The following is a 24827-nucleotide window of genomic DNA, read 5'->3' as shown; positions in this document are numbered from 1 at the left end:
CTCCGTTGACCGGGTGTCGGCGAGATGCTAGACAGCAGGAGCACTGCATGCAATGGACGTTGCACATATTGCAACGGCAGAGAGGGGCTCGCATGGGTACCGAGGCGCTCGGCCGTCTGGCCGAGGAACGGGTCGACCACCGCTTCAAGGGGCTCCCGCCGGACGCCCACGGCCGTACAGTGCGCGAACTGGCCGCCCAGCGCCGCAATCTGTTCGCCGCGGAGGGCGGCTTCACCACGCCCCTCCTCGTCCTGTCCGCCGAGCGGCTCGCGCACAACCTCGCGCTCATGGAGTCGTACACGGCCCGCCACGGCCTCGCCTTCGCCCCGCACGGCAAGACCTCCATGGCGCCGCAGCTCTTCCACCGCCAGATCGAGCACGGCGCGTGGGGCATCACGCTGGCGGTGCCCCACCAGGTGCGGGTGGCACGGGAGTTCGGCGTCCAGCGGGTGTTCCTCGCCAATGAGCTGGTGGACGCCCCGGCCCTGCGCTGGATCGCGGCGGAACTCGCGGCCGACCCCGGTTTCCGCTTCGTCTGCTACGTCGACTCCGTGCGCGGGGTCGAGCTGATGGACGCCGCGCTGCGGGGCGCCGCACGTCCGGTGGACGTCGTTGTGGAGCTGGGCGCGGGCGAGGGCGCGCGGACCGGCGTGCGGTCGACGGCGGACGCCCGGGCCGTGGCCGAGGCGGTGGGGCGCACGGACACGCTCCGGCTCGTCGGCGTGGCGGGGTACGAGGCCCAGGTGCCGGACGCCGATCCGGCGCGGGTGCGCGCGTGGCTGCGTCACCTGGTCGCGCTGGCGGCCGAGTTCGACGAGGACGGGCGGTTCGCGGGCGCCGGGGAGATCGTCGTGAGCGCCGGCGGGAGCGAGTGGTTCGACGCCGTCGCCGAGGTGTTCGCCGAGGTGCCCGCGCTCTCCCTGCCCGTGCTGAAGCTGCTGCGCTCCGGCGCGTACGTCTCGCACGACGATGTGCACTACCGGCGGCTCACGCCGTTCAACCGGGTGCCCGAGGAAGGGGCGCTGGAGCCCGCCTTCCGGCTCTGGGCGCAGGTGGTCTCGCGGCCCTCGCCGACGGAGGCGTTCGTCAACGCGGGCAAGCGGGACGCCGCCTACGACCTCGATCCGCCGGTGGCGCAGGTGGTGCGCGGGGACGACGGCACCGAGCGGCCGGCGGCCGGGATCGAGGTGACCGCGCTGTCGGACCAGCACCTGTGGCTGCGCACCGCATCCGACGCCGGTCTCCAGGTGGGCGACTGGGTCGGCTTCGGGCTGTCCCACCCGTGCACGGTCTTCGACAAGTGGCAGCTGATCCCGGTGGCCGAGGCGGACGGCACGGTGGTCGACTACATCCGCACCTACTTCTGACCGCACACGGACATTCGGAGGGGCCGGCATGGAGGATCTGGTCGTACGGGACGCCGAGGTGGTCGACGGCAGTGGCGAGCCGTCGTACCGGGCCGATGTGGTGGTGGACGGCGGCCGGATCGTCTCGATCGTGAAGGAGGCCGCGGCGGCCGGCTGCCAACGGCCGAGCGCGATGCGGGAGCTGGACGCGGAGGGGCTGGTCCTGTGCCCCGGCTTCATCGACATGCACGCCCACTCCGATCTCGCCCTGCTGCGCGACCCCGACCACAGTGCGAAGGTCGCGCAGGGGGTCACCCTCGAAGTGATCGGCCAGGACGGGCTGTCGTACGCCCCGGTGGACGAGCGCACGCTGGAGGAGGTGCGCCGGGCGATCACCGGGTGGAACGGGTACGGCGAGGACATCGACTTCGACTGGCGCACGGTCGGCGAGTACCTCGACCGGCTGGACCGCGGGTTCGACGGGCGCGGGATCGCCGTGAACGCGGCGTATCTGATCCCGCAGGGCACGGTCCGGGCGCTGGTCATGGGCTGGGAGGACCGCCCGGCGAGCCCCGAGGAGCTGGCCCGCATGCGGGAGTTGGTGGCGCGGGGGCTGGAGCAGGGCGCGGTGGGGCTGTCCTCGGGGCTCACCTACACCCCGGGGATGTACGCCGGTGACGCCGAGCTGACCGAGCTGTGCCGGGTCGTCGCCTCGTACGGCGGTTACTACTGCCCGCACCACCGGTCCTACGGCGCCGGCGCGCTGGAGGCCTACGCCGAGATGGTGGAGCTGGCCGGGCGCGCGGGCTGTCCGCTGCACCTGGCGCACGCGACGATGAACTTCGGGGTGAACGCGGGGCGCGCGGGCGAGCTGCTGGACCTCCTCGACCACGCCCTGGACGCGGGCGCGGACATCACCCTGGACACCTACCCCTACACCCCGGGCTGCACCACCCTCGCCGCGCTGCTGCCGAGCTGGGCGGGCGAGGGCGGCCCGGAGCGGGTCCTGGCCCGGCTCGCCGACCCGGCGACGGCCGGGCGGATCCGGCGGGAGCTGGAGGTGACCGGCTCCGACGGCTGCCACGGGGTGCCGGTCGAGTGGGACACCATCGAGGTGTCCGGGGTGGCCGATCCGGCACTCGGCGCCCATGTGGGCCGTACCGTGCGGGAGCTGGCCGAGGAGCGCGGCGAGGAGCCGTGGGAGGCGGCCCGCCGGCTGCTGGTCGAGGACCGGCTCGGCACGACGGTCCTCCAGCACGTCGGCCACGAGGAGAACGTCCGCGCCGTCATGCGCCACCGCGCCCACACCGGCGGCTCGGACGGCATCCTGCGGGGCGCGAAGCCGCATCCGCGGGCCTACGGCACCTTCCCGCGCTACCTGGGGCACTACGTGCGGGAGTCGGGGGTGCTGTCGCTGGAGGAGTGCGTCGCCCATCTGACCTCGCGGCCCGCGGCCCGGCTGCGGCTGCCGGACCGGGGGCTGGTGCGCGAGGGCTACCGGGCGGACCTGGTGCTGTTCGACCCGGAGACGGTCGCGTCCGGTGCCACCTTCGCCGCGCCCCGGGCGCTGCCGGCCGGCATTCCCCATGTGCTGGTCGACGGCCGCTTCGCCGTCGAGGACGGCCGGCGGACGGATGTGCTCGCGGGCCGCTCCGTCCGCCGTACGCCCGTGTGAGGACCGTTACGGCTTGGGCAGGACGCAGGCCGCCGCGCCGAGGTCGAGCTTGTTGCCCGTGGTGAAGCAGGCCGGGATCTGGTAGGTCTCCTCGGCGTAGTTGATGCCCTGGCGGACGGTGACGTTGCCACTGGCGTCCACCTCGCACGGGTTGTTGACCGTGCAGCGCTGGCCGTCCTCGTTGCCGGTGTTGTTGACGGCTATGACCTTGCCGGTGGTGGTGTCGATCACCGGGGAGCCGGAGGTGCCGCCGATGGTGTTGCAGCTGGAGGTGTAGCGGATCGAGTCCTTCCAGGTCCAGTCGCCTTCCTTCAGCCGGTAGACGAAGCCGTCGATGTTGCAGCTGTAGGTCGTCTTCCAGTACCCGGAGACCACCTTGATGGCGGTGCCGGCGGTGGGGTGGGTGTCGCTCACGGTGAGCGCGTTGATGCCGTAGCTGCTCTTGATCTGCGCGTAGGTGCTGGTGAGGCGGTAGATGGTGACGTCCGTGTCCGTCATCGTCGAGTAGACGACCTGGTTGGCGCGCAGCGTGGCGATCTTGCTGCCGGAGGCGTTCAGCAGACCGAAGGTGCGGCTGGAGGACTGGCCGGTGATGACCTGGCCGGGATCCGGGAAGCCGGTCTCCAGGCAGTGGCCGTTGGTGAGCACCAGCGCGGGGTCGCTGTCGGCGGAGCCCGCGAAGCGGATGATCGATCCGGAGCAGTCGCTGAGCGAGACGGTGCCCGCGAAGTTCACGGTGACCGCGGACGGCTTGACCTGGTGCGGGGCGGGTGCGGCGGTGAGCGGGGCGGCCACCGCGGGAGCCGCGCCCAGCCCGGCCAGGGCCAGGGCGGACAGCGCGGCAAGGAGAGGCTTGTTCATGTGGGGGTCCCCTCGTACGACGGGGGCGACCGGAGGGAGTGCCGGTCGCCCAATCTTTGTCATGCGCATTCTCAGCGCAGCGAGGGAACGGGAACAAGAAGCGGGATCAGGACATAGGGGTTTCCCTGTGTGACACCTGTGATCAACTCGGGTCGCGCGCGCGGCACTTGACTCAGTGGAAGTGCCTGCCGTGGCCGTGGCGCCAAGCGGGGGCGGACCAGGTGGGGGCGGTGGTCATCGGGGGCTGGGAGGTGGGTGGGGGCGAGGGCGCGGCACTGGTCCGGGTGGGTGCCGGGGCGGTGGTGGCGGGGGTGACGGTCCTGGCCGGCGTGGTCCGGGGCGCGGCCGGGGCGGACGTCGTCAAGACGGCCGCGCCGCTGGAGGCGCCGCCGGAGGCGGGAGCGGAGGTCACCGGGGCCACGGCGTCGGCGGGCGCGCTCTCGGAGGCGCCGGCCCGCCCGCCCCCCTTGGGGCGGGACGCGGCGGGGTCGTCCGAGCCGCCGGCCACGCCCGCGATCAGCGCGACGGCGCCGGCGACGCCGAGCGCTCCGGCGACGGCCGCGAGCCGGCGGCGGCCCGCCCTGCGCCGCCGCTCCCGCCGCCCGGCACGGCCCTCACCGGGAGCGGACGCACCGGGACCGGGCGCGTCGAAGCCGGTGACCGGGGGCAGCTCGCGGGTCTCGTCGTAGGCGTTCTGCCAGCCGTGGGCGGCAGCGGGGTCGGCGTACTCCTCATAGGAGGGAGCGGGACCCGGCCGCGGGAGGAACACGGGCGGAGGGACGGCCCCTTCCTCGGCTCTGGGCGGCTCCGACTCGTACTCGCGTTCGCTGGACACGACAGCGGATTCTAGGGAGGCGGGGCAGCACCGAGACAGCCGCAGGGGCATTCCGGGCAAATCCATGTCTCACGTGGCGGAAAACACCACCCATGGCACAAGGCCGGGCCCTAAGCTCACGCGTATGCAGGTGATCCAGTCGACCAAGCTCGCCAACGTCTGTTACGAGATCCGGGGTCCGGTTCTCGAGGAGGCCATGCGGCTTGAGGCGGCGGGCCACCGCATCCTCAAGCTCAACACCGGCAACCCGGCCGCGTTCGGCTTCGAGTGCCCCCCGGAGATCCTGGAGGACATCCTCCGCAACGTCTCCACGGCGCACGGCTACGGCGACGCCAAGGGCCTGCTGGCCGCCCGCCGCGCGGTCGTCATGCACAACCAGACCCTCGGCATCGAGACCGACGTCGAGCACGTCTTCATCGGCAACGGCGTCTCCGAGCTGATCGTGATGGCCATGCAGGGCCTGCTGGACGACGGCGACGAGGTCCTCGTACCGGCACCGGACTACCCGCTGTGGACGGCCGCGGTCTCGCTGTCCGGCGGCACGGCGGTGCACTACCGCTGCGACGAGCAGTCCGACTGGATGCCCGACCTCGCCGACATCGAGAGCAAGGTCGGCGACCGCACCAAGGCGATCGTCATCATCAACCCGAACAACCCCACGGGCGCGGTCTACGACGAGACGGTGCTCAAGGGGCTGACGGACATCGCCCGCCGGCACAACCTGCTGGTCTGCTCCGACGAGATCTACGACAAGATCCTCTACGACGGCGCCACGCACACCCCGACGGCCAAGGTCGCCCCCGACCTGCTGACGCTGACCTTCAACGGCATGTCGAAGGCGTACCGGGTGGCCGGGTACCGGGTGGGCTGGATGTCGATCTCCGGCCCGCGCGCCCACGCCGACTCCTACATCGAGGGCCTGACGATCCTGGCGAACATGCGGCTGTGCGCCAACATGCCGGGCCAGCACGGCGTGGTCGCCGCGCTCGGCGGACGCCAGTCGATCCAGGACCTGGTGCTGCCCGGCGGGCGGCTGAAGGAGCAGATGGACACGGCGTACGAGTTGCTGACGCAGATCCCGGGTGTGAGCTGTGTCCGGCCGAAGGGCGCGCTCTACCTCTTCCCGCGCCTGGACCCGCAGGTCTACAAGATCCGGGACGACCGGCGGATGGTCCTCGACCTGCTGCGCCAGGAGAAGATCATGGTGGTGCAGGGCACCGGCTTCAACTGGCCCGAGCCGGACCACTTCCGGGTGGTCACCCTGCCGACCGTCGGGGACCTGAAGGACGCGGTGACCCGGATCGGGACCTTCCTGGAGGGCTACGTCCAGCCCTGACCTGGGACGACGGCGAGCCCTTCGTAGTCGACGGGCTTCAGTCCGTGACCCGACTCAACTTTAGACGAAATCCAAGCTAGGATGGTTTCCTGTCAGAGCACAGGAGGCCATCCCCATGTACGAACCGATCCGCACCAAGTCGGTCCACAGCACGATGGCCGGCACCCCCTGCGACTTCCCCCACCGTTCGCGCGAGGAGGAGCTGGACATCCAGCTCGCCGGGCATCTCGCCGCGCTGCTCGCGGTCACCGACGAGCTGCGGGCGCTGACGCCCTCCGCCGACCTGGACGCGGCCGCGCAGCGGCTGGCCGGCGAGGTGAGCCGGCTGCGGGGCGGTACGCCGCTGCGCGCGGCGCCCGCCGCCGACGACGGCGACCCCGTGGCGCTGCACCGGCGGGCGCACGCCCTGGCCGGGCGGGCGCTCGTGGTCGCCGCCTCGCGCGCCGACACGTCGGCGGCGATCCTGTCCGCCGAGCGCATGGACGCCCACACGGCCGCCCTGGCCGACCCGAGGGAACTCACCACCGCCGGCTGACCCCCATCGGACCCCGCCGGGGCCCCCACCGACCGGCCCCGGTCCGCGCGCACCCGCAGCGACGCGCGGACCGGGTGCCTCAGAACCGGCTGTCCACCGACGCGGACACATGCGCGCACCGGGCCGGGGCCCTTCGCCGTACGCCGTTGTACGGTGCGGGCCCCGGCCCGGTGCGTTGCGGTTCCGCGGCCGGCCTTCGTGACGACTATTGCTGGTCAGGGCTAGTCGGACCGGCCGCGGAGTTCTCGGGGGCTCAGCCCAGGCGCTCGACGAGCGCGTGGTACTGGTCCCACAGCTCCTTCGGGGTGTGGTCGCCGAAGGTGTCGAGGTGCTCGGGGACCAGCGCGGCCTCCTCGCGCCAGACCTCCTTGTCGACCGTGAGCAGGAAGTCCAGCTCCGCGTCGGAGAGTTCGAGGCCGTTCGTGTCCAGGGCCGACTTCGCCGGCAGGATGCCGATCGGGGTCTCGACGCCCTCGGCCTTGCCGTCCAGGCGCTCCACGATCCACTTCAGGACCCGGGAGTTCTCGCCGAAGCCGGGCCAGACGAACTTGCCCTCGTCGTTCTTGCGGAACCAGTTGACGTAGTAGATCTTCGGCAGCTTGGACTGGTCCTTGTCCTTGGCCACGTTGATCCAGTGCGCCATGTAGTCGCCCATGTTGTAGCCGCAGAACGGCAGCATGGCGAACGGGTCGCGGCGCAGCTCGCCGACCTTGCCCTCGGCGGCGGCGGTCTTCTCGGAGGCCACGTTGGCGCCGAGGAAGACGCCGTGGTCCCAGTCGAAGGACTCGGTCACCAGCGGCACCGCGCTGGCGCGCCGGCCGCCGAAGAGGATCGCCGAGATCGGCACGCCCTTGGGGTCCTCCCACTCGGGCGCGATGATCGGGCACTGCGAAGCCGGCACGGTGAAGCGGGCGTTGGGGTGGGCGGCCGGGGTCCCGGAGGCCGGCGTCCAGTCGTTGCCCTTCCAGTCGGTCAGGTGGGCCGGCGCCTCCGGCGTCATGCCCTCCCACCAGACGTCGCCGTCGTCGGTGAGCGCGACGTTGGTGAAGACCGCGTTGCCCCACAGGGTCTTCATCGCGTTGGCGTTGGTGTGCTCGCCCGTGCCGGGCGCCACGCCGAAGAAGCCGGCCTCGGGGTTGATCGCGTACAGGCGGCCGTCCTCGCCGAAGCGCATCCAGGCGATGTCGTCGCCGATGGTCTCCACGGTCCAGCCGGAGACCGTGGGCTCCAGCATGGCGAGGTTGGTCTTGCCGCAGGCGCTCGGGAACGCGGCGGCGACGTACTTGGCCTCGCCCTGCGGCGGGGTGAGCTTGAGGATCAGCATGTGCTCGGCGAGCCAGCCCTCGTCGCGCGCCATCACGGAGGCGATCCGCAGCGCGTAGCACTTCTTGCCGAGCAGGGCGTTGCCGCCGTAGCCGGAGCCGTAGGACCAGATCTCGCGCGACTCGGGGAAGTGGGAGATGTACTTGGTCTGGCTGCACGGCCACGGCACGTCCGCCTGGCCCGGCTCCAGCGGGGCGCCCACGGTGTGCACGGCCTTGACGAAGAAGCCGTCGTCGCCCAGCTCGTCGAGGACGGCCTGGCCCATGCGCGTCATCGTGCGCATGGAGACGGCGACGTAGGCGGAGTCGGTGATCTCCACGCCGAGCGCGGAGAGCGGGGAGCCGAGCGGGCCCATGCAGAACGGGACGACGTACATGGTGCGGCCGCGCATCGAGCCGCGGAACAGGCCCTGCTCGCCGGTGAAGATCTCCCGCATCTCGGCGGGGGCCTTCCAGTTGTTGGTCGGGCCCGCGTCCTCCTCCTTCTCGGAGCAGATGAAGGTGCGGTCCTCGACGCGCGCGACGTCGGTCGGGTCGGAGGCGGCGTAGTAGGAGTGCGGGCGCTTGACCGGGTCGAGCTTCTTGAAGGTGCCCTTGGTCACGAGCTCCTCGGCCAGCCGCTCGTACTCGGCCTCGGAGCCGTCGCACCAGACCACGCTGTCCGGCTGCGTCAGTTCGGCGATCTCATTGACCCACGAGATCAGTTCCTGGTGGTTGGTGGGAACGCTGGTAGCCGAGTTGTCGCGCGCCACGGTTGCTCCTAAGTGAGGGATTTTGTCCTTGTTGCCCCGTGGGGGCTGCGACCCGGACGCTTCGCCATCGCTCATCCGGTGCCGACTGCACTCATTTGATCATCCGCCTGTAGTGCCCATCTGTCCAGGGGGTCTCACAGGTGAGCGACGTGAGGTCGACCACGGTTCCAGGGGCGTTTGCATTTCCTTTACGTTCGTCTGGATTTCGACTGACGGTTTTTTTGCATCCACCCGACCGACGGACGCCCCTCACACCTGACTTACGGCGGCGTAGGTACCATGCGGCGCATGACTGCGTCCGTCCCCGACGCGCCCATGGACACGCCGGCCGGCAGCCGCGAACCCAGGGCGCTCTCCTTGCCGCATCCGGTCAAGCCCAGGTTGCGTGGCTGGCTGCACCTCGGCATGTTCCCGGCCGTACTCATCGCGGGCCTCGTGCTCACCGCCCTCGCCGACTCGACCAGAGGCCGGGTCGCCTGCGGGATCTACGTCCTCACGGCCTGTCTGCTGTTCGGCGTCAGCGCGCTGTACCACCGGGGCAACTGGGGCCCGCGGATGGACGGCGTGCTGCGCCGCCTCGACCACGCCAACATCTTCCTGATCATCGCGGGCACGTACACCCCGCTGACCCTGCTGCTCCTGCCGGGCGCGAAGGGCCAGTGGCTGCTGTGGGGCATCTGGGCCGCGGCCGCGGCCGGGATAGTCTTCCGCGTCTTCTGGGTCGGCGCCCCGCGCTGGCTCTACACGCCCTGCTACATCGCGATGGGCTGGGCGGCCGTCTTCTTCCTGCCGGACTTCCTGCGCACCGGCGGCATAGCCGTGCTGACCCTGGTGATCGTCGGCGGCCTGCTCTACAGCGCCGGCGGAGTCGTCTACGGCATCAAGCGGCCCAACCCGTCACCGCGCTGGTTCGGCTTCCACGAGGTCTTCCACTCCTTGACCCTGGCGGCGTTCGTCGTCCACTACGTGGGCATCTCACTGGTCGCCTACCAGCACGCGTGACCCCTCCCCCGCCACCACGGCCACGGCTCCCGCGAGCCGTGGCCTTTTGCGTGCTCCGCGCCGGACCGAGGCCGTTCCCGGCCATGGCCGGTCCCGCCGTCGATGCCGGACAATGAGCCCCATGACGGCCGCACGACCCACCAGCCCCGCCCCCCACCGCGCCCCCTCGGAAGGCGCCCGTCCCGGCCTGCGGGAACGCAAGAAGATCAAGACGCGGGAGGCGATCCGCGGGGCGACGTACGCCCTCATCGAGGAGCAGGGCTACGACGCCACGACGATCGACCAGATCGCCGACCGGGCGGAGGTGTCGCCGTCGACCGTCTTCCGGTACTTCCCGACCAAGGAGGACATCGTCCTCACCGACGAGTTCGACGCGGTCGTCCTGGAGGAGATCAGGCGGCGGCCCGCCGAGGAGCCCTGGCCCGACACCCTCCGGTACGTGCTGCGCAGTGCCGCCCGGTCCGGGCTGGAGGAGGACCCGTGCGTCTCCAGGCTGCGCACCCATCTGATGGCCCAGGTCCCGGCGGTGCGCTCGCGGATGATGGAGAGCATGTCGGCGACCGGTCGCACGCTGTGCCGGGTCATCGCCGAGCGCACCGGCCACGACCCCGACGACCTGGAGGTACGGGTCTACGCCATGTCGCTGATCGGCGGCCTGCTGGAGACCGGCGTGTACTGGGCCGAGCACGGCCACCGGGACGACCCGCGCGACCTCGTCGACCGCACCCTCGACGTCATGGAGCACGGCCTGCCCGGCACCGGAAACCGCTGAGACCCGGCCCGCTCCCCGTGCGATGCTGACGAGGTGAACGGAACCGAGATCCGCGTCGAAGTCGCCCCCGAGCTGCACCTGTTCGTTCCCGCCGCCCGGCGCGCGGGCGCCACCGCGCTCGGCACCGACGGCGTCTCCACGCTCGGCCATGTCATCGAGTCCCTCGGCGTCCCGCTGACCGAGGTCGGCGCGCTGGTCGTGGACGGCCGCGAGGTGCCGGTCTCGCACGTCCCGCGGGCGGGCGAGTCGGTGACCGTGCGCCCCGTCGCCCGGCCGCAGCACGTGCCCGGCGCCCCGCTCCGCTTCCTCCTCGACGTGCACCTCGGCACCCTGGCCCGCCGGCTGCGGCTGCTCGGCGTGGACACCGCGTACGAGGCCACCGACATCGGCGACCCGGCGCTGGCCGCGCGCTCGGCGGCCGAACAGCGGGTCATGCTCAGCCGCGACCGGGGACTGCTGCGCCGCCGCGAACTGTGGGCCGGGGCGTACGTCTACAGCACCCGGCCCGACGACCAACTCCAGGACGTCCTCGACCGGTTCGCCCCCGAACTGCGCCCCTGGACCCGCTGCACCGCCTGCAACGGCCTGCTCAGACAGGCCACCAAGGAGGAGGTCGCCGACCAGCTCAAGGGCGGCACCCAGCGGTCGTACGACGTCTTCGCCCAGTGCACCGGCTGCGGCCGCGCCTACTGGAAGGGCGCCCACCACGAACAGCTGGAGGCGGTCGTGGAGCGGGCGTTGAGCACGCGTACTCAGGGGAGTTGAGTAGGCGGCCCGGTGCCGGGGGCCGGGCGGCGCGGTGGGATGGGGGCATGAACACGATGACTTCGCAGCCGGTCACCCTCACCCAGCGCCAGAAGGACCGCTTCATCACCGGCTGGTCCCTCGCCGGGATCCTCCTGCTGCTGCCGATCGTCGTCCTGTCCTGGATGGTGGTGCTCTCCGGCGATCGCGGCAGCCGGTGCCTGACGTACGGCGAGCAGTGCTCGACGATTCCCGGCTCGGCCCTCTACCTCGCCTTCTTCCTGGCCCTCGGCGCCGGCGTCGCGGCCCTGGCCTGGCCCAGGGGCACGGCGACGTACGCCAGGGCCACGACCGTCTTCCTCCAGTGGGGCGCGCAGCTCGTCCTCGGGGCGATGATCCTCGACGGCGCCTGACGTGCTGCTCAGCGGCCGCCGAGGGTGCTGCGCAGCCGGTCCGGGTCGGTGGTCGGGGCGTCGCAGGTGAAGCCGCGGCAGACGTAGGCCGCCGCCGCGCCGGAGACCAGCGGACGGTCGGCGAGCAGCGGGAACTCGTCGCCGTCCGGCGTGCCCACGGCGACGACCGCGCCCGGCGCGGTGCCCTGGAGCGCCGTCCGGTGCAGGGTCGTCGTCGCCTCGTCGGTGAGGGACGGGCCGACGACCGCGACCTCCCGTGGCCCGTCGAGCAGCGCCTCGGCGACGGCGAGCCCCCAGCCGATGAACCGGGGCACCCGCGGCCCGAGCGCCCCCACGATGCCCAACGCCCGCTCGGCGGCCGTGCGATGGACCTCGGAGCCGGTGTGCGCGGCGTAGCTCAGCAGGGCGCCCGCGGCGGCCGACCAGCCGGACGGGGTGGCGTTGTCGGTGGGGTCCTGGGGGCGGCGGATGAGCCGCTCGGCGTCGGCGGCGGTGTCGTAGAGCGCGCCGGAGCCGGGGTCGGTGAAGCGGGCGAGCACATGGCCGAGGAGCAGCCCGGCGAAGTCCAGCCAGACACCCTCGCCGGTCACGGAGGCGAGCGCCAGGAAGCCCTCGGCGACGTCGGCGTAGTCCTCCAGGACACCGGAGTTGGGCCCGACGCGGCCGTCCTTGCTGGTGCGGGCGAGCCGGGCGTGCTCGTCCAGGTGCACCCGCACCAGCAGGTCCGCGGCGCCGAGCGCGGCCTCGACCAGGTCGGGGCGGTCGAAGTAGGCGCCGGTCTCGGCGAGCGCGGCGATGGCGAGGCCGTTCCAGGCGGCGACGATCTTGTCGTCCCGGCCGGGCGCGGGCCGCCGGGCGCGGGCCGCCAGCAGCCGGCTCTTGACGGAGGCGATCCGCTCGGCGTCGAACACGCCCTCGTCCTGCGGGAGTCGCAGGACGGACTGGCCCTCCTCGAAGGTGCCTTCCTCGGTCACCCCGAAGAACCGGGCGGCGACCTCGGCGTCGTCGCCGAGGACGTCGCGGAGCTGCTCGGGCGTCCACACGTAGTACGCGCCCTCCACGTGCCGCCCGCTGCCGTCGTCGCTGTCCGCGTCGAGCGCGGAGGCGAACCCTCCCTCGTTCGTGCGCAGTTCCCGGACGAGGAAGTCGGCGGTCTCCAGGGCGACCCGGCGGGCGAGACCGGACCCGGTCACCCGCCACAGGTGTGCGTACACCCGGCACAGCAGGGCGTTGTCGTACAGCATCTTCTCGAAGTGCGGCACCGTCCAGTCCCGGTCGACGGAGTAGCGGGCGAACCCGCCGCCGAGCTGGTCGTAGAGGCCGCCGCGGGCCATCCGCTCACAGGTGTCCCGCGCCATCTGGAGCGCGCCCTCGGCCCCGGTGCGCGCGTGGTGGCGCAGCAGGAACTCCAGCACCATGGACGGCGGGAACTTGGGCGCGCCGCCGAATCCGCCGCGCTGCGGGTCGTACTCACGGGTCAGCCCGAGCAGCGCCTGCGCCAGTTCCTGCTCCCCCGGCGGCCGGGTGCCCTCGTGCGCGATCTCCCGCTGCGCCAGGTCCCGGACGATCTTCCCGGCGACCTCGCCGACCTCCTCGCGCCGCGTGCTCCACGCCTGCTGGACGCCCTCCAGCACCTGCCGGAAGGAGGGCATGCCGTGCCGGGGCTCGGGCGGGAAGTAGGTGCCGAAGTAGAAGGGCTCGGCGTCCGGGGTGAGGAAGACGGTCATCGGCCAGCCGCCCTGGCCGGTGGCGGCCTGTACGGCCTCCATGTAGACGGCGTCGACGTCCGGCCGCTCCTCACGGTCGACCTTGACACTGACGAAGTGCTCGTTGAGGTAGTCGGCGGTCTCCTGGTCCTCGAAGGACTCGTGTGCCATGACGTGGCACCAGTGACAGCTGCTGTACCCCACGCTGAGCAGCACCGGTCTGCCGCTGCGGCGCGCCTCCTCGAAGGCCTCGGCCGACCAGGGCCACCAGTCGACGGGGTTGGCGGCGTGCTGGAGCAGATACGGCGACGTCTCATGGGCCAGTCGGTTCACCGTTCCACTCTCCCATGAGCCCGGGCATCTCCCCATGCGTCGGGGGCCGGGTCCCGGGACCCGGTGTGTCCACCGGGCCTCCAGAGCCCGCCGGGTCCCGGGTCCGCTCCTCGGCGGCGGCGCACGCCGGCCGCTCGCGCAGAGGCCGGGGCATGCGTCCGGACCGCCACACCCGGATGAGGGTGGCGGTCCGGAGGGCCCGGGGTCAGCCCCGGGGTGCCGCGGAGTCGGCCGGGCGGCCGGTCTCCCTGTCCACGTCGGAGGGCTCCTTGAAGTCGACCTTCCGCATGTGCTTGTTCATCGACTTCATCAGGCCCCACACCGCCAGGGCCATCACCGCGAACACGATGAAGCCGAGGACACCGGGGGTGACCTTGTTCTGGTCGAGATCGGCGAGGGAGACGAGGTCCGTCGCTGCCAGGCTCACGCTTGCGCTCATATCAGGCATTGTCGCGGATGCCCGCGAAGAGGTCGTCCTCGGGGAGGGAGGTGTCCACGAGCGACTTCGCGAGCTCGTACTCCTCCGTCGGCCAGACCTCCTTCTGGAGCTCCATCGGCACCCGGAACCAGCCGCCGTCCGGGTCGATCTGCGTGGCGTGCGCGATCAGCGCCTTGTCGCGCACCTCGAAGAAGTCCGCGCACGGAACGTGCGTGGTCAGAGTGCGTTCGGTGCGCTCCATCTCGCTCCAGCGCTTGAGCCACTCCCCGTACGGCGACTCCAGGCCGCGGTCGAGCATCGCCTGGTGCAGGGCCTCGGTGCGCGGGCGGTTGAAACCCTGGTTGTAGTACAGCTTCAGCGGCTGGAAGGCGGGCCCGAACTCGTCCTCGGGGTACTTCTCGGTGTCCGCCGCGCCCTCGAACGCCACCATCGAGATCTTGTGGGTCATGATGTGGTCGGGGTGCGGGTAGCCGCCGTTCTCGTCGTAGGTGGTGATCACCTGCGGACGGAACGAGCGGATCTGTCGCACCAGCTCGCCGGCCGCCTTGTCGACGTCCTCCAGGGCGAAGCAGCCCTCGGGCAGCGGGGGCAGCGGGTCGCCCTCGGGCAGCCCGGAGTCCACGAAGCCGAGCCACTCCTGCTTGACGCCCAGGATCTCGCGGGCCTCGTCCATCTCCTTGCGGCGCACCTCGTGGATGTTCGCCTCGATGTACGGGTCGCCCTGGAGCTTGGGGTTGAGGATGGAGCCACGCTCTCCGCCGGTGCAGGTCACCACCAGCACGTCCACCCCCTCGGACACGTACTTCGCCATGGTGGCCGCGCCCTTGCTCGACTCGTCGTCGGGGTGCGCGTGAACGGCCATCAGTCGCAACTGATCAGTCAAGACTCAATCCTCGGTAGGTTGGCGCCCCAAGGGTCAAGGCGCAATCGCGGGCTTCTATAGTGACCGAATCGGGGGGCGATTAATTCCGCGGAGAGGACGATCATGAGTACGGCGAGCACGGGGCTCCCCGCGGGCCGCTACGGCCGCTCCTCGGACGAGCGCGCCGACCGCAAGCTCAAGGTCGCCGCGGTGGTGCTCGGCGCGGCGCTGCTGGCGCTGGTCGGCTACTTCGCCTACCACTACATCGTGCAGACCGAGATAAGCGCCCAGGTCATCACCTTCGAGGCCACGGACAACGCGGTGAAGGCGCACCTGGAGGTCCACAAGGACGCCGGTACGGACGGCTACTGCACCCTGCGCTCGCAGGCGGCGGACGGCACCGAGGTGGGCCGCGCCGACTTCCGCTTCACCGGTTCGGCCACCCGCATCGACAAGGTCGTCACGCTCCGTACGACCGCCAAGGGCTCCACGGCCGAGCTGCTGGGCTGCCACGCGGGCTGACCTGGGCATCGAGCCGCCCGGCCGGTCGCGGGCCGCGGTCCGGCACGCCCGGGCGCCGCGCGGTTCTCGTCCGGAATGTCCGGGACCTCACCTGCGTTGACGTGATTCTGAGGGCTTATGTCCTCCCCCTTCCGCGGATGAATTGTTAGGCTCGTGGTTTCGCCCATCCATGAGGGAACAGTCTTCTGGGTAGGGCGATGCTTTGTATTCCCAGTACCGACGAGGAGCACCCTGTGACCCAGACCAGCGAGAACGTCACCTGGCTGACCCAGGAGGCGTACAACAAGCTCAAGGACGAGCTTGCGTACCTTACTGGTCCTGCGCGCACGGAGATCGCCGCCAAGATCGCGGCCGCGCGCGAGGAGGGCGACCTGCGCGAGAACGGCGGGTACCACGCGGCCAAGGAGGAGCAGGGCAAGCAGGAGCTGCGCGTGCGGCAGCTGACCCAGCTTCTCGAGAACGCCAAGGTGGGTGAGGCCCCGGCCTCCGCCGACGGCGCCGTCGCGCCGGGCATGGTCGTCACGATCGCCTTCGACGGTGACGAAGACGACACACTGACGTTCCTGCTCGCCTCCCGCGAGTACGCGAGCGCCGACGTCGAGACGTACTCGCCGCAGTCCCCGCTGGGCGCCGGTGTCATCGGCCACAAGGTCGGCGAGGACGCGGAGTACGAGCTGCCGAACGGCAAGAAGGCCTCGGTGCGGATCCTGAAGGCCGAGCCCTACAACGGCTGAGCCGGCCCCGGTCCGCTGACCAGGCCCCCGGCGCCCAGGGCGGGCGCCGGGGGCCCTGTCGTGTCGTACCGGCGCTCGGGCGGGCGCCGGGGGGCTCAGGAGATGACCGTGTAGCCGGCCTCCCGCAGGGCCTGGCCGACCTCGGTGCAGTGCGCGGGGCCCTTCGTCTCCAGGTGCAGCTCGACCTCCGCCTCGCTGAGCCCCAGCCGGGGATCGGTGCGGACATGGCTGACGTCGAGGACGTTGGCGTCCGTCTCCGACAGCACCCCGAGGAGCGTGGCCAGGGCGCCGGGCCGGTCGGTGAGCCGGAGCCGTACGGCCAGGTAGCGGCCCTGCGCGGCCATGCCGTGCCGCAGCACCCGCTGCAACAGCACCGGGTCCACATTGCCGCCGGACAGCACCGCGACGACCGGTCCCTCGAAGTCGCCCGGGGCCGCGAGCAGCGCCGCGACCGGGCTGGCCCCGGCCGGTTCCACCACCAGCTTGGCCCGCTCCAGGCACAGCAGCAGCGCCGCCGACAGCTGGTCCTCGCTGACCGTGCGCACCTCGTCCACCAGCTCGCGGATGATGCCGAACGGCACCACGCCCGGGCGGCCCACCTTGATGCCGTCGGCCATCGTCGCCGGGTTCGCCACGGCCACCGGGTGCCCGAGGGCCAGCGAGGGCGGGTAGGCCGCGGCACCCTCCGCCTGCACGCCGATGATCCGCACGTCCGGCCGCACGGCCTTCACCGCGACCGCGATCCCGGCCGCGAGTCCGCCGCCGCCGATGCCGACGACGATGGTGCGCACCTGCGGGCACTGCTCCAGGATCTCCAGGCCGACCGTGCCCTGGCCCGCGATGATGTCCGGGTGGTCGAAGGGGTGGATGAAGACGGCGCCGGTCCGCGCCGCGTAGTCCTGGGCGGCGGCCAGCGTCTCGTCCACCACCTGGCCGGTCAGCCGCACCTCGGCACCGTACTCGCGGGTCGCGCTGACCTTGGGCAGCGGGGCGCCCTGCGGCATGAACACGGTGGCGTGCACGCCCAGCAGGGAGGACGCGAGGGCCACGCCCTGCGCGTGGTTGCCGGCGCTCGCGGCCACCACCCCGGCCGCCCGCTCCTCCGGCAGCAGCCCGGCGATCCGCACATAGGCACCGCGCAGCTTGAACGAGCCGGTCCGCTGGAGGTTCTCGCACTTCAGCTGCACCGGCGCGCCGACCAGCTGGGACAGGTACCGGCTGCCCTCCATCGCGGTCGCCCGTGCCACACCGGAGAGCATCTTCTGCGCTCCGCGCACATCGTCGAGGGTGACGGAACGCAGGGCGGCGGCGGTGCGGTGACTCATGTCTCCAGCATCGCAGCTCACGTCGGCGCCCGGCGGTCGTGACCAAGCTCCGGGACGGGTTTGCGCAGCGCCGGTACGGTCCGGCGCCGGGCCGCGTACCCTGTCCCCCAACCTTGCAGCCCTTCATGAAGCGAGCCTCCGGCCATGCCCACAACACCTGAAATGTCGATGGACATGACGACCGTCGGTGACCCCGGTCTTCTCGACGCCCTCCAGCACGAGGTCGCGGTGTTCGCCCGCCGGGCCGAACAGACGCGCCTCGGCGGTGTCGGGCAGGTGCGCAACTCCATGGACCGCGCCGCCTATCTGCTGCTCAACCGGCTGGACATCGAGGGTCCGATGGGCGTCAAGGCACTCGCCTCGGGCATGGGCATCGACTCCTCCACGGTCACCCGGCAGGTGGCCCCGCTGGTCGACACCGGCCTGGTCAAGCGCACCTCGCACCCGGAGGACGGCCGTGCGGTGGTGCTCCAGCTGTCCCCGCGCGGCGCGGCCCGGCTGGCGGAGGTGCGTTCCTCCAGGCGCCGGCTGATGGCCGAGCTGACCGAGGACTGGGCGCCCGAGGAGCGCGAGCAGTTCTGCACTCTGCTGACCCGGTTCAACCACGCCCTGTCGGCCCGTACGGCGCAGGGCGGACCGGCCGCCGCGGAGCGGCCGTCGGCGTCCTGACCGGCCCGGCCCACGGGTGGTGCCCCGAGTCTTGACCCCGGGCCCCGGCTGGCCTCATATGAGACCCGGGCCCCACGTCGTACGCGATTCACCTGTCCCGTAGGGGACGGGCCGGACGGGGCCCTCGACGGGGGGGGAGGCGCGGTGCGTGATCGGCAGGTGTTCCGGGAGGACCGCCGGGCCCGGGAGTTCGAGTCGTTCGTCGCGGGCGCGGCCGGACGGCTGCTGCGCGCGGCCACGCTGCTCACCGCGGAGGACCCGGACGACAATCCGCGCGCCCGGCGCCTGCTGACGCTGGCCCTCGGCCACACCTACGCCCGCTGGCACCGGCTGCGCGGCGAGGACCCGTACGACTGCGCGCGCCAGTTCCTCGCCGTCCGCTTCGCCCGTACCGCCTGGCACCGGCCCTGGGTGCCGGGCCGCACCCGGCCGGGTCCGCGCGGTCCGCTCGCCGCGCTCACCGCGCAGGAGCGGCTGGTGCTGGTGCTGCGGGTGTACGAGGGGATCGCCGAGGAGCAGACGGCGGCGCTGCTGGGGTTCCCGCCGGAACGCGTGCACACGATCTGCGACCGTGCGGTCTCCGCGGTGCTGCACCCGGCCCGCCCGGCCGGTCCGCGCGCGCTGGGCGCGAAGGTGGCACCGTCGTGAGCCGCCCGGGAGCAGGGAAGCGGGCCCGCGCGGCGAGCGGGTGCGGTGCGGCGAGCGGGGCGGACCCGGCCGGTACGGCGGAGGCAGTGGGCGCGTCGCGTTCGCAGCGCCCGGCCGGTACGGCGCGTGCGAGGGGTACGGCACGTCCGGGGAGGTCGGTGTGAACCGGGCCGAGCGGGAGGCCGCCGTGCGGCGGGTGCTGACCGAGCCGCCGGTGCCGGTGCCGCCGGAGCTGCACCCGGAGGCGGTGCGGCGCGGCGAGCGGCTGCTGCGGCGCGGGCGGCGGGTGCGCCGGGTGCTGTGGGTGCTGGCGTGCGCGGCGGCCGTGGCGTTCGGCGTCTGGGCGGTGTACGCGCACCCCTGGGTGGAGCCGCCCTCGCAGACGACTCCACCCGTCGACGGCTGGTGACCGGGCCGGCGCCGGAACGGCCCGGCGCCGATCCGTGCCTTTAGCCCAGGGCCTGGCGCAGGTCCTCCAGCAGGTCGTCGGCGTTCTCGATGCCGACGGACAGGCGGACGAGGTCGGCGGGGACCTCCAGGGCCGAACCGGCCGCGGAGGCGTGCGTCATCCGGCCCGGGTGCTCGATCAGGGACTCGACGCCGCCCAGGGACTCGCCGAGGGTGAACACCTTGGCGCGGTTGCAGACCTCGACGGCCGCCTCCTCGCCGCCCTCGACCCGGAAGGAGACCATGCCGCCGAAGGCCCTCATCTGCTTGGCGGCGACCTCGTGCCCGGGGTGGTCGGGCAGGCCCGGGTAGAGGACGCTGGTGACGCGCGGGTGGCGGCTGAGCATGTCGGCGACCTTGCCGGCGTTCTCGCTGTGCCGGTCCATGCGCACCGCGAGGGTCTTGGTGCCGCGCAGCACCAGCCACGAGTCGAAGGGACCGGCGACGGCGCCCATCGCGTTCTGGTGGTAGGCCAGTTCCTCGCCGAGCGCCTGGTCGGAGACGATCAGGGCGCCGCCGACCACGTCGGAGTGGCCGCCCATGTACTTGGTCAGGGAGTGCACCACGACGTCCGCCCCGAGCGACAGCGGCTGCTGGAGGTAGGGCGTGGCGAAGGTGTTGTCCACGACGAGCCTGGCGCCCGCGTCGTGGGCGACCTGGGCGACCGCGGCGATGTCGGTGATGCCGAGCAGCGGGTTGGAGGGGGTCTCCACCCAGACGGCCTTGGTGTTGGAGGTGATCGCGGCCCGTACGGCGGCCGGGTCGCTGGTGTCGGCGACCGACCACTTCACGCCCCAGCGGGTGGCGACCTTGGCGAAGAGCCGGAAGGTGCCGCCGTAGGCGTCGTTCGGGATCACCACGTGGTCGCCGGGGGTGAGCAGCGTGCGCAGCAGGGTGTCCTCGGCCGCGAGGCCGGAGGCGAACGCGAGGCCGCGGCTGCCGCCCTCCAGCGCGGCGAGGTTCTCCTCGAGGGCGGTACGGGTCGGGTTGGCGCTGCGGCTGTACTCGTAGCCGCCGCGCAGCCCGCCGACGCCGTCCTGCTTGTAGGTCGAGACCTGGTAGATGGGCGGGACGACCGCGCCGGTGAGGGGATCCGCGGTGTTGCCCGCGTGGATCGCGAGGGTCTCGAAGTGCTGACTGATGTGCCTGTCGCTCATGTGCACCGAGCGTAGTGCGCCCGGCCGGATACTGATGCCCGGCGGACCCGGCGGGGGGCGGGGAGAGGGTTTTCCCTGCGTGGGCGCCGGGGCGGGGGTGGGGGTGGGGGTGGGGTCGGGACCTCGCGGTGGGGGCGGGGTCGGGACCGGGGGCCGGGCGGTGGGGGCTGGACGGCGCCGGCGGTGGGGCTGAGCTGGGCCGGTCGGCCGGGCCGCGGTCGGCTGTCATGGCCCGAACCAGAGTTGTCCACAGGCCCGGGGCGGGGTTGGTCAATTGTCGGTCGTGTCTGGTTCGCTTGGGGCATGGCGATTCTCTGGCTGCTCATGGCGCTGCTCATGCTGAGCTTCGTGGTGCTCCCGCTCGTGCGGCGCAGGCGCGGGATGATCGAGCAGGTGCACCCGGGCCACCCGGACGCCGCCGACCCCGCGGCCTACGGCTTCCTGCGCCAGGAGGAGCTGGACATCCGCCTGCCCGGCCCCGACCAGGACCTGCTGGACGCGCTGGAACTGGTGCAGCGCACCCAGGACTACACGGCGGCGGCCCAGCTGCTGGCCGGCACCGAGACGGACGGCGAGCTGCGCTGGCAGCGGGTGCAGGCCCTCGCCGGGGCGGCCGCGCTGGAGCTGCGGCAGCGGCCGGGCGGGGTGCACGAGACGCCGGGCGGCCAGTGGCTGCGGGTGTGGCGGGCCGAGCGGCCGAAGGACGCGGGCGGCGCCGCCGTGCACGCGGAGTTCCTGGTGCAGCAGGGCTGGCGGGCCCTGGCGGACGGTACGAAGGACTTCCGGCTCGTCATGGAGGAGGCCCGGGAGGTGTGCGGGCAGGCGGCCGCCCTGGCGCCCGCCGATCCGGTGCCGCACATCATCGAGCTGGCCGTCGCCCGGGGGCTGGGCTGCTCCCGGGAGGAGTTCGAACGGCTGTGGCTGAAGGTCCTCGACCGCGCCCCGCACCACATGGGCGCGCACCTGGCCGCGCTGCACTACTGGTGCGAGAAGTGGCACGGCTCGCGTGAGCAGGCGTACGCCTTCGCCGAGGCGGCCGCGGCCCGCGCCCCACGGGGCTCGCTGCTGGCCGCGCTGCCGCTGTTCGCGGTCTTCGAGCACCTGCCCGAGGTAAACCTGGTGCTGAGCCTGTACCGCGGCGAGGTCGTCGCCAAGGCCGTCCTGGGCGCGCAGCACGCGGCGCAGGAGGCCCGCTCGGACGACCCGGTGCTCCCGCACGTCCGCCACATGCTGGTCTTCTTCCTGGTCCGCGCCGAGCGCTGGGCCGAGGCCATGCACCAGCTGATACGGGTGGACGGTCACGTCGGCGCCCTGCCCTGGACCCTGGCGGCCGATCCGGCGGCCGAGTTCGCCGTCTACCGCGCCCTCGCGGTGGCCGGTTACGAGGCCAACGGCGGCAACCCGGCCAGCCTGCCGCACTGACCCCGGCCGGGTCCCGGGAACAACTCGATTGCCCTTCTGACCTGCGGTAGGGCATACTCCGGCATCCCCCCACACCGCGGCGCGCGCACCGGCAACCACCGGCGCGGGCGTGCCGTACCCGTCCCTTTCCCGTCTTCGAGGTCCTGTGGGGGGATCCACCCGATGGGCGCAACTCTGCGCGCGCTGCGCGCTCTTGTGCTGCTGCTCGGCTTCTATCTGCTGAGCCTGGTCCTGCTGGCCGCGCTGGTCGGCGTCGACATCGCCGCCTTCACCTGGGGCCACGGCCCCGTGGTGTTCAAGCTCGGCTTCGTCACCGTGCTGCTGGCCATCCCGGTCGTGCGCGGCATGCTGATGCTGCGCACCCCGAAGGGCGAGGACGGCCCCGGGATCGACGTCACCGAGGCGGCCGAGCCCCGGCTGTGGGCGCTGGTCCGGGAGGTCGCGGCGGCGGCCGGCACCCGCGCCCCCGACCGGATCCGGCTCACCGGCGAGGTCAACGCGGCGGTCAGCGAGGAGCCCCGGCTGCTCGGTCTGCTCCCGGGCCCGCGCCGCCTCTACCTGGGCGTTCCGCTGCTGATCGGTCTCACCGAGGCACAGCTGAGGTCCGTGCTCGGCCATGAGTACGGGCACTTCACCGGCGGCGACACCCGGCTGTCCGCGCTGGTGGTGCGGGGCCGGGTGCAGATCGGCCGGGTCATCGAGCAGTTCCACGAGCGGGCGGACGGCAAGGCGGCCGCCGACCGCGGCAAGCAGGAGCGGGCCGCGGCCAAGCGGGTCGCCAAGGGGAAGAAGGCCAAGGCGGTCGACACCTCGGGCTCCGGGGCGATGTACCGGGTGATGGCCGCGATCTACACCCAGTACGCCAAGCTGTACCTGCGCGCCTCCCTGTCCACGGCGCGCGGCCAGGAGTTCGCCGCCGACCAGGTCGCCGCCCGGATCGCGGGGCGCGACGCGACGGCCGCGATGCTGCGCGAGATCCCGGCGCTGTCCGTCTCCCACGGTTTCTACCTGGACTCGTACGCCACCCTGGGGCTGCCGGCCCGGCTGCTGCCGCCGCGCGGCGAGTTCTTCGGTGGCTTCGGCCGCCTGCTGACAGCTCGTGAGCAGGAGCTGGAGCGGCTGCGCACGGAGCTGCCGGAGGAGACGGAGGACGCGTACGACTCGCATCCGCCGATCGCCGAGCGGGTGCGGCGGATCGAGGCACTGCCCGCCGACGGCCGTGCCGAGGAGGCCACCGGTCCGGCGCTCGCCCTGCTCGCCGACCCGCAGCGGACCCTGGCCGCGCTGGAGGACGCCGTCCTGACCGACGAGGTGCTGGCCTTCGGCCGCGCCACCGGCTGGCCGGAGCTGCTGAACGCCTCGATGGCCTCGGGCCTGTCCGCCGCGCGGACCCCGCTGCACCAGGCGCTGGCCGACTACACCGGGCAGCCGCCGACGCTGGCCGCGCTGCTGGAGACGGTCGACGACGGCCGGCTGTGGCAGCTGGCCGACCGGTTGCCGCTGTCGCCGGAGGCGTCCGCGGCGCGGGGCCGGGCCCGGCGCGAGTTCGCCCGGCCGGTGCTGCGCCGGTCGCTGCGGACCATGGTGCTGGCCGAGTTCAGCGCGCGCTCGCTGCTGAGCTGGGAGTTCTCCTGGTCCCGCCCGGCCGAGGTACGGCTGCCCGGCGAGACGACGACGGCGGCCGGGGCCGGAGCGGCCCCGGAGGCAGCCCTGGAGGCGGCGCTGGACGCGGTCCTGGCGGACCAGCCCGACACCGGCGCCCTGCGCGCCCTGCTGCCGCCGGCCCCCCAGCCCGTGTGACCACCCCTTCCCGCCGGCCCCCGCCGGCTCCCCCCTGACGAGACGAACGGACCGCACTCACCGATGACCGTCCTCCTGTGGATCCTGGGCGTCCTGGCCCTGCCCGTGGTGATCGCCGCCGTGTGGCTCACCGGTGTGTTCCTGAAGGAGCTGTTCTCCCCGAGTCCGCCGGACCCGGACGAGACGGCGATCGCCGCCGAGCAGCGGGGACTGCTGCCCCCGGAGCGGCAGGACACCGAGCACTCGGCGCCCGTGCCCGCCGCCTGGTCGGCCGCCCTGGAGGCGGCGCGCGGCCGCGACTGGCAGCCGGCGGCGGCGCTGCTGCACGCCAACGGGCGTGACTGGGAACGCCGTTCGTCGATCGTGTCGCTGCTGGGCACGCTCGCGGCCCAGGAGGACGGCTGGCTGATGGACTGGGAAGCCGCACGCCCCGGGGACCCGGACGCGGCCGTGGTCAGGGCGCAGAGCACGGTGTACCTGGCGTGGGAGCTGCGCGGCGCGCAGCGGGCCGGGTCCACCACCCGGGAGCAGTTCGACGGCTTCCACCGCACGCTGGCCGCGGCCCGCGAGGAGATCGCGCGGGCCGCGGAGCTGAACCCCGAGGACCCGACGCCGTACGTGGCGGAGGTCTGGGTGGCACTCGGCCTCGGGTATCCGCACGCCGAGATGGACAAGCTGTGGGCGGAGATCACCGCGCGCGCCCCGCACCACTACGGGGCGCACTACGCGGCGCTCCAGTACTGGTGCGAGAAGTGGCGCGGCTCCAAGCGGCTGGCGTTCGAGTTCGCGGCGCGCGCGGCGGCCGGGGCGCCGCCCGGCAGCCTGCTGACGGCGCTGCCGCTGATCGCGCACTTCGAGCACGACGACACCACCGACGTCGCGGTGGACAGCACCCCCGAGATGCTCGCCCTGGTGGACGCGGGTCTCGCCGACGCCGCGGCCTGCGCGGCCGCCGACCCCGACCGTCCGGGCCTCGCCCAGCTGCGCCACCTGCTCGCCTACTACCTCCACCTCCAGGACCGGCACGAGGCGGCCCTGGAACAGTTCCTGCTGGTCGACGGCCATGTGGACGCCCTGCCGTGGAGCTACCGGGGCGACCCGGCGGAGTACTACTGCCGGGTCCGCAACGAGACCGTGGGAGCGGTGGCCGCCTGACCGGGGCCGGGGCGC

Annotated in this window: 24 protein-coding genes; 16 read left to right on the top strand and 8 right to left on the bottom strand. The window is 72.7% G+C overall.

The features are described 5' to 3' along the window. The first annotated feature begins 92 nt into the window (after positions 1-92). Positions 93-1367 (top strand): amino acid deaminase, encoded by a 1275-nt coding sequence (locus tag BLW85_RS24495; protein ID WP_074993116.1) that lies wholly within the window; start codon positions 93-95, stop codon positions 1365-1367. 28 nt (positions 1368-1395) lie between these two features. Further along, positions 1396-3021, top strand: coding sequence for an N-acyl-D-amino-acid deacylase family protein (locus tag BLW85_RS24490; protein ID WP_074993115.1), 1626 nt, complete (start codon positions 1396-1398; stop codon positions 3019-3021). 6 nt (positions 3022-3027) lie between these two features. Here BLW85_RS24490 and BLW85_RS24485 read toward each other — a convergent pair whose 3' ends face one another. Beyond that, positions 3028-3882 (bottom strand): trypsin-like serine peptidase, encoded by an 855-nt coding sequence (locus tag BLW85_RS24485; protein ID WP_070029474.1) that lies wholly within the window; start codon positions 3880-3882, stop codon positions 3028-3030. A 172-nt stretch (positions 3883-4054) separates the two neighbouring features. Next, the gene (locus BLW85_RS24480; protein WP_143060461.1) at positions 4055-4717 is read right to left on the bottom strand and encodes a hypothetical protein; all 663 of its coding nucleotides are present in this window, start codon (positions 4715-4717) and stop codon (positions 4055-4057) included. Positions 4718-4841: 124 nt separating this feature from the next. On the opposite strand from BLW85_RS24480, the gene BLW85_RS24475 reads away from it, so the two are divergent. Both BLW85_RS24475 and BLW85_RS24470 read left to right on the top strand, forming a co-directional pair. Next, positions 4842-6053, top strand: a complete 1212-nt coding sequence (locus BLW85_RS24475; protein WP_070029476.1) for a pyridoxal phosphate-dependent aminotransferase — start codon at positions 4842-4844, stop codon at positions 6051-6053. 115 nt (positions 6054-6168) lie between these two features. Continuing rightward, complete coding sequence (locus BLW85_RS24470; RefSeq protein WP_074993113.1) at positions 6169-6588, top strand: SCO4983 family protein; 420 nt, start codon at positions 6169-6171, stop codon at positions 6586-6588. Between the two features lie 253 nt (positions 6589-6841). On the opposite strand, the gene BLW85_RS24465 is transcribed toward BLW85_RS24470, so the two are convergent. Further along, the gene (locus tag BLW85_RS24465; protein WP_074993112.1) at positions 6842-8662 is read right to left on the bottom strand and encodes a phosphoenolpyruvate carboxykinase (GTP); all 1821 of its coding nucleotides are present in this window, start codon (positions 8660-8662) and stop codon (positions 6842-6844) included. A gap of 288 nt (positions 8663-8950) precedes the next feature. Between BLW85_RS24465 and trhA the strand changes: the two genes are divergently transcribed. The 4 genes from trhA to BLW85_RS24445 all read left to right on the top strand — a co-directional run bounded on the left by trhA (position 8951) and on the right by BLW85_RS24445 (position 11593). Next, the gene (gene trhA, locus BLW85_RS24460; RefSeq protein WP_070029479.1) at positions 8951-9664 is read left to right on the top strand and encodes a PAQR family membrane homeostasis protein TrhA; all 714 of its coding nucleotides are present in this window, start codon (positions 8951-8953) and stop codon (positions 9662-9664) included. A gap of 121 nt (positions 9665-9785) precedes the next feature. Next, entirely contained in the window at positions 9786-10436 is a 651-nt protein-coding gene (locus BLW85_RS24455) for a TetR/AcrR family transcriptional regulator (RefSeq protein WP_177330120.1), read from the top strand. 33 nt (positions 10437-10469) lie between these two features. Continuing rightward, complete coding sequence (locus BLW85_RS24450) at positions 10470-11201, top strand: Mut7-C RNAse domain-containing protein (protein WP_074993111.1); 732 nt, start codon at positions 10470-10472, stop codon at positions 11199-11201. Between the two features lie 47 nt (positions 11202-11248). Beyond that, positions 11249-11593, top strand: a complete 345-nt coding sequence (locus tag BLW85_RS24445) for a hypothetical protein (RefSeq protein ID WP_071828804.1) — start codon at positions 11249-11251, stop codon at positions 11591-11593. An 8-nt stretch (positions 11594-11601) separates the two neighbouring features. Here the strand turns inward: BLW85_RS24445 and BLW85_RS24440 are convergent, their stop codons facing one another. From BLW85_RS24440 to mca, 3 genes are all read right to left on the bottom strand, one after another. Then, positions 11602-13632 (bottom strand): thioredoxin domain-containing protein, encoded by a 2031-nt coding sequence (locus BLW85_RS24440; RefSeq protein WP_244174909.1) that lies wholly within the window; start codon positions 13630-13632, stop codon positions 11602-11604. 205 nt (positions 13633-13837) lie between these two features. After that, positions 13838-14080 (bottom strand): hypothetical protein, encoded by a 243-nt coding sequence (locus tag BLW85_RS24435; RefSeq protein ID WP_071828805.1) that lies wholly within the window; start codon positions 14078-14080, stop codon positions 13838-13840. Beyond that, positions 14073-14933 (bottom strand): mycothiol conjugate amidase Mca, encoded by an 861-nt coding sequence (gene mca / locus BLW85_RS24430; RefSeq protein WP_070029484.1) that lies wholly within the window; start codon positions 14931-14933, stop codon positions 14073-14075. The genes BLW85_RS24435 and mca overlap by 8 nt, the downstream gene beginning before the upstream one ends. A gap of 123 nt (positions 14934-15056) precedes the next feature. On the opposite strand from mca, the gene BLW85_RS24425 reads away from it, so the two are divergent. Both BLW85_RS24425 and greA read left to right on the top strand, forming a co-directional pair. Beyond that, positions 15057-15455, top strand: coding sequence for a DUF4307 domain-containing protein (locus tag BLW85_RS24425; protein ID WP_070029485.1), 399 nt, complete (start codon positions 15057-15059; stop codon positions 15453-15455). 233 nt (positions 15456-15688) lie between these two features. Continuing rightward, the gene (greA, locus tag BLW85_RS24420; RefSeq protein ID WP_070029486.1) at positions 15689-16189 is read left to right on the top strand and encodes a transcription elongation factor GreA; all 501 of its coding nucleotides are present in this window, start codon (positions 15689-15691) and stop codon (positions 16187-16189) included. Positions 16190-16284: 95 nt separating this feature from the next. Here the strand turns inward: greA and ilvA are convergent, their stop codons facing one another. Further along, a complete protein-coding gene (gene ilvA, locus BLW85_RS24415; protein ID WP_074993109.1) occupies positions 16285-17514 on the bottom strand; it encodes a threonine ammonia-lyase in 1230 nt (409 codons plus the stop codon). Positions 17515-17676: 162 nt separating this feature from the next. Between ilvA and BLW85_RS24410 the strand changes: the two genes are divergently transcribed. From BLW85_RS24410 to BLW85_RS24400, 3 genes are all read left to right on the top strand, one after another. Continuing rightward, a complete protein-coding gene (locus BLW85_RS24410; protein WP_455569195.1) occupies positions 17677-18183 on the top strand; it encodes a MarR family winged helix-turn-helix transcriptional regulator in 507 nt (168 codons plus the stop codon). 144 nt (positions 18184-18327) lie between these two features. After that, positions 18328-18831: a sigma factor-like helix-turn-helix DNA-binding protein gene (locus BLW85_RS24405; protein WP_070029488.1), complete on the top strand. Its 504-nt coding sequence runs from the start codon at positions 18328-18330 to the stop codon at positions 18829-18831. A 160-nt stretch (positions 18832-18991) separates the two neighbouring features. After that, a complete protein-coding gene (locus BLW85_RS24400) occupies positions 18992-19240 on the top strand; it encodes a hypothetical protein (RefSeq protein ID WP_074996192.1) in 249 nt (82 codons plus the stop codon). A 40-nt stretch (positions 19241-19280) separates the two neighbouring features. Here the strand turns inward: BLW85_RS24400 and BLW85_RS24395 are convergent, their stop codons facing one another. Continuing rightward, positions 19281-20435 carry a cystathionine gamma-synthase gene (locus tag BLW85_RS24395; RefSeq protein WP_070029489.1) on the bottom strand — a complete coding sequence of 385 codons (1155 nt, stop codon included), beginning with the start codon at positions 20433-20435 and terminating at the stop codon, positions 19281-19283. 303 nt (positions 20436-20738) lie between these two features. On the opposite strand from BLW85_RS24395, the gene BLW85_RS24390 reads away from it, so the two are divergent. The 3 genes from BLW85_RS24390 to BLW85_RS24380 all read left to right on the top strand — a co-directional run bounded on the left by BLW85_RS24390 (position 20739) and on the right by BLW85_RS24380 (position 24812). Then, the gene (locus BLW85_RS24390; protein ID WP_070026133.1) at positions 20739-21857 is read left to right on the top strand and encodes a hypothetical protein; all 1119 of its coding nucleotides are present in this window, start codon (positions 20739-20741) and stop codon (positions 21855-21857) included. 162 nt (positions 21858-22019) lie between these two features. Next, complete coding sequence (locus tag BLW85_RS24385) at positions 22020-23657, top strand: M48 family metalloprotease (RefSeq protein WP_074993108.1); 1638 nt, start codon at positions 22020-22022, stop codon at positions 23655-23657. A gap of 63 nt (positions 23658-23720) precedes the next feature. Continuing rightward, complete coding sequence (locus BLW85_RS24380) at positions 23721-24812, top strand: hypothetical protein (RefSeq protein WP_074993107.1); 1092 nt, start codon at positions 23721-23723, stop codon at positions 24810-24812. Positions 24813-24827: the final 15 nt, after the last annotated feature.

Source organism: Streptomyces misionensis (assembly GCF_900104815.1).
GTDB lineage: Bacteria > Actinomycetota > Actinomycetes > Streptomycetales > Streptomycetaceae > Streptomyces > Streptomyces misionensis.
This window is presented reverse-complemented; position numbering and strand designations above follow the sequence as displayed.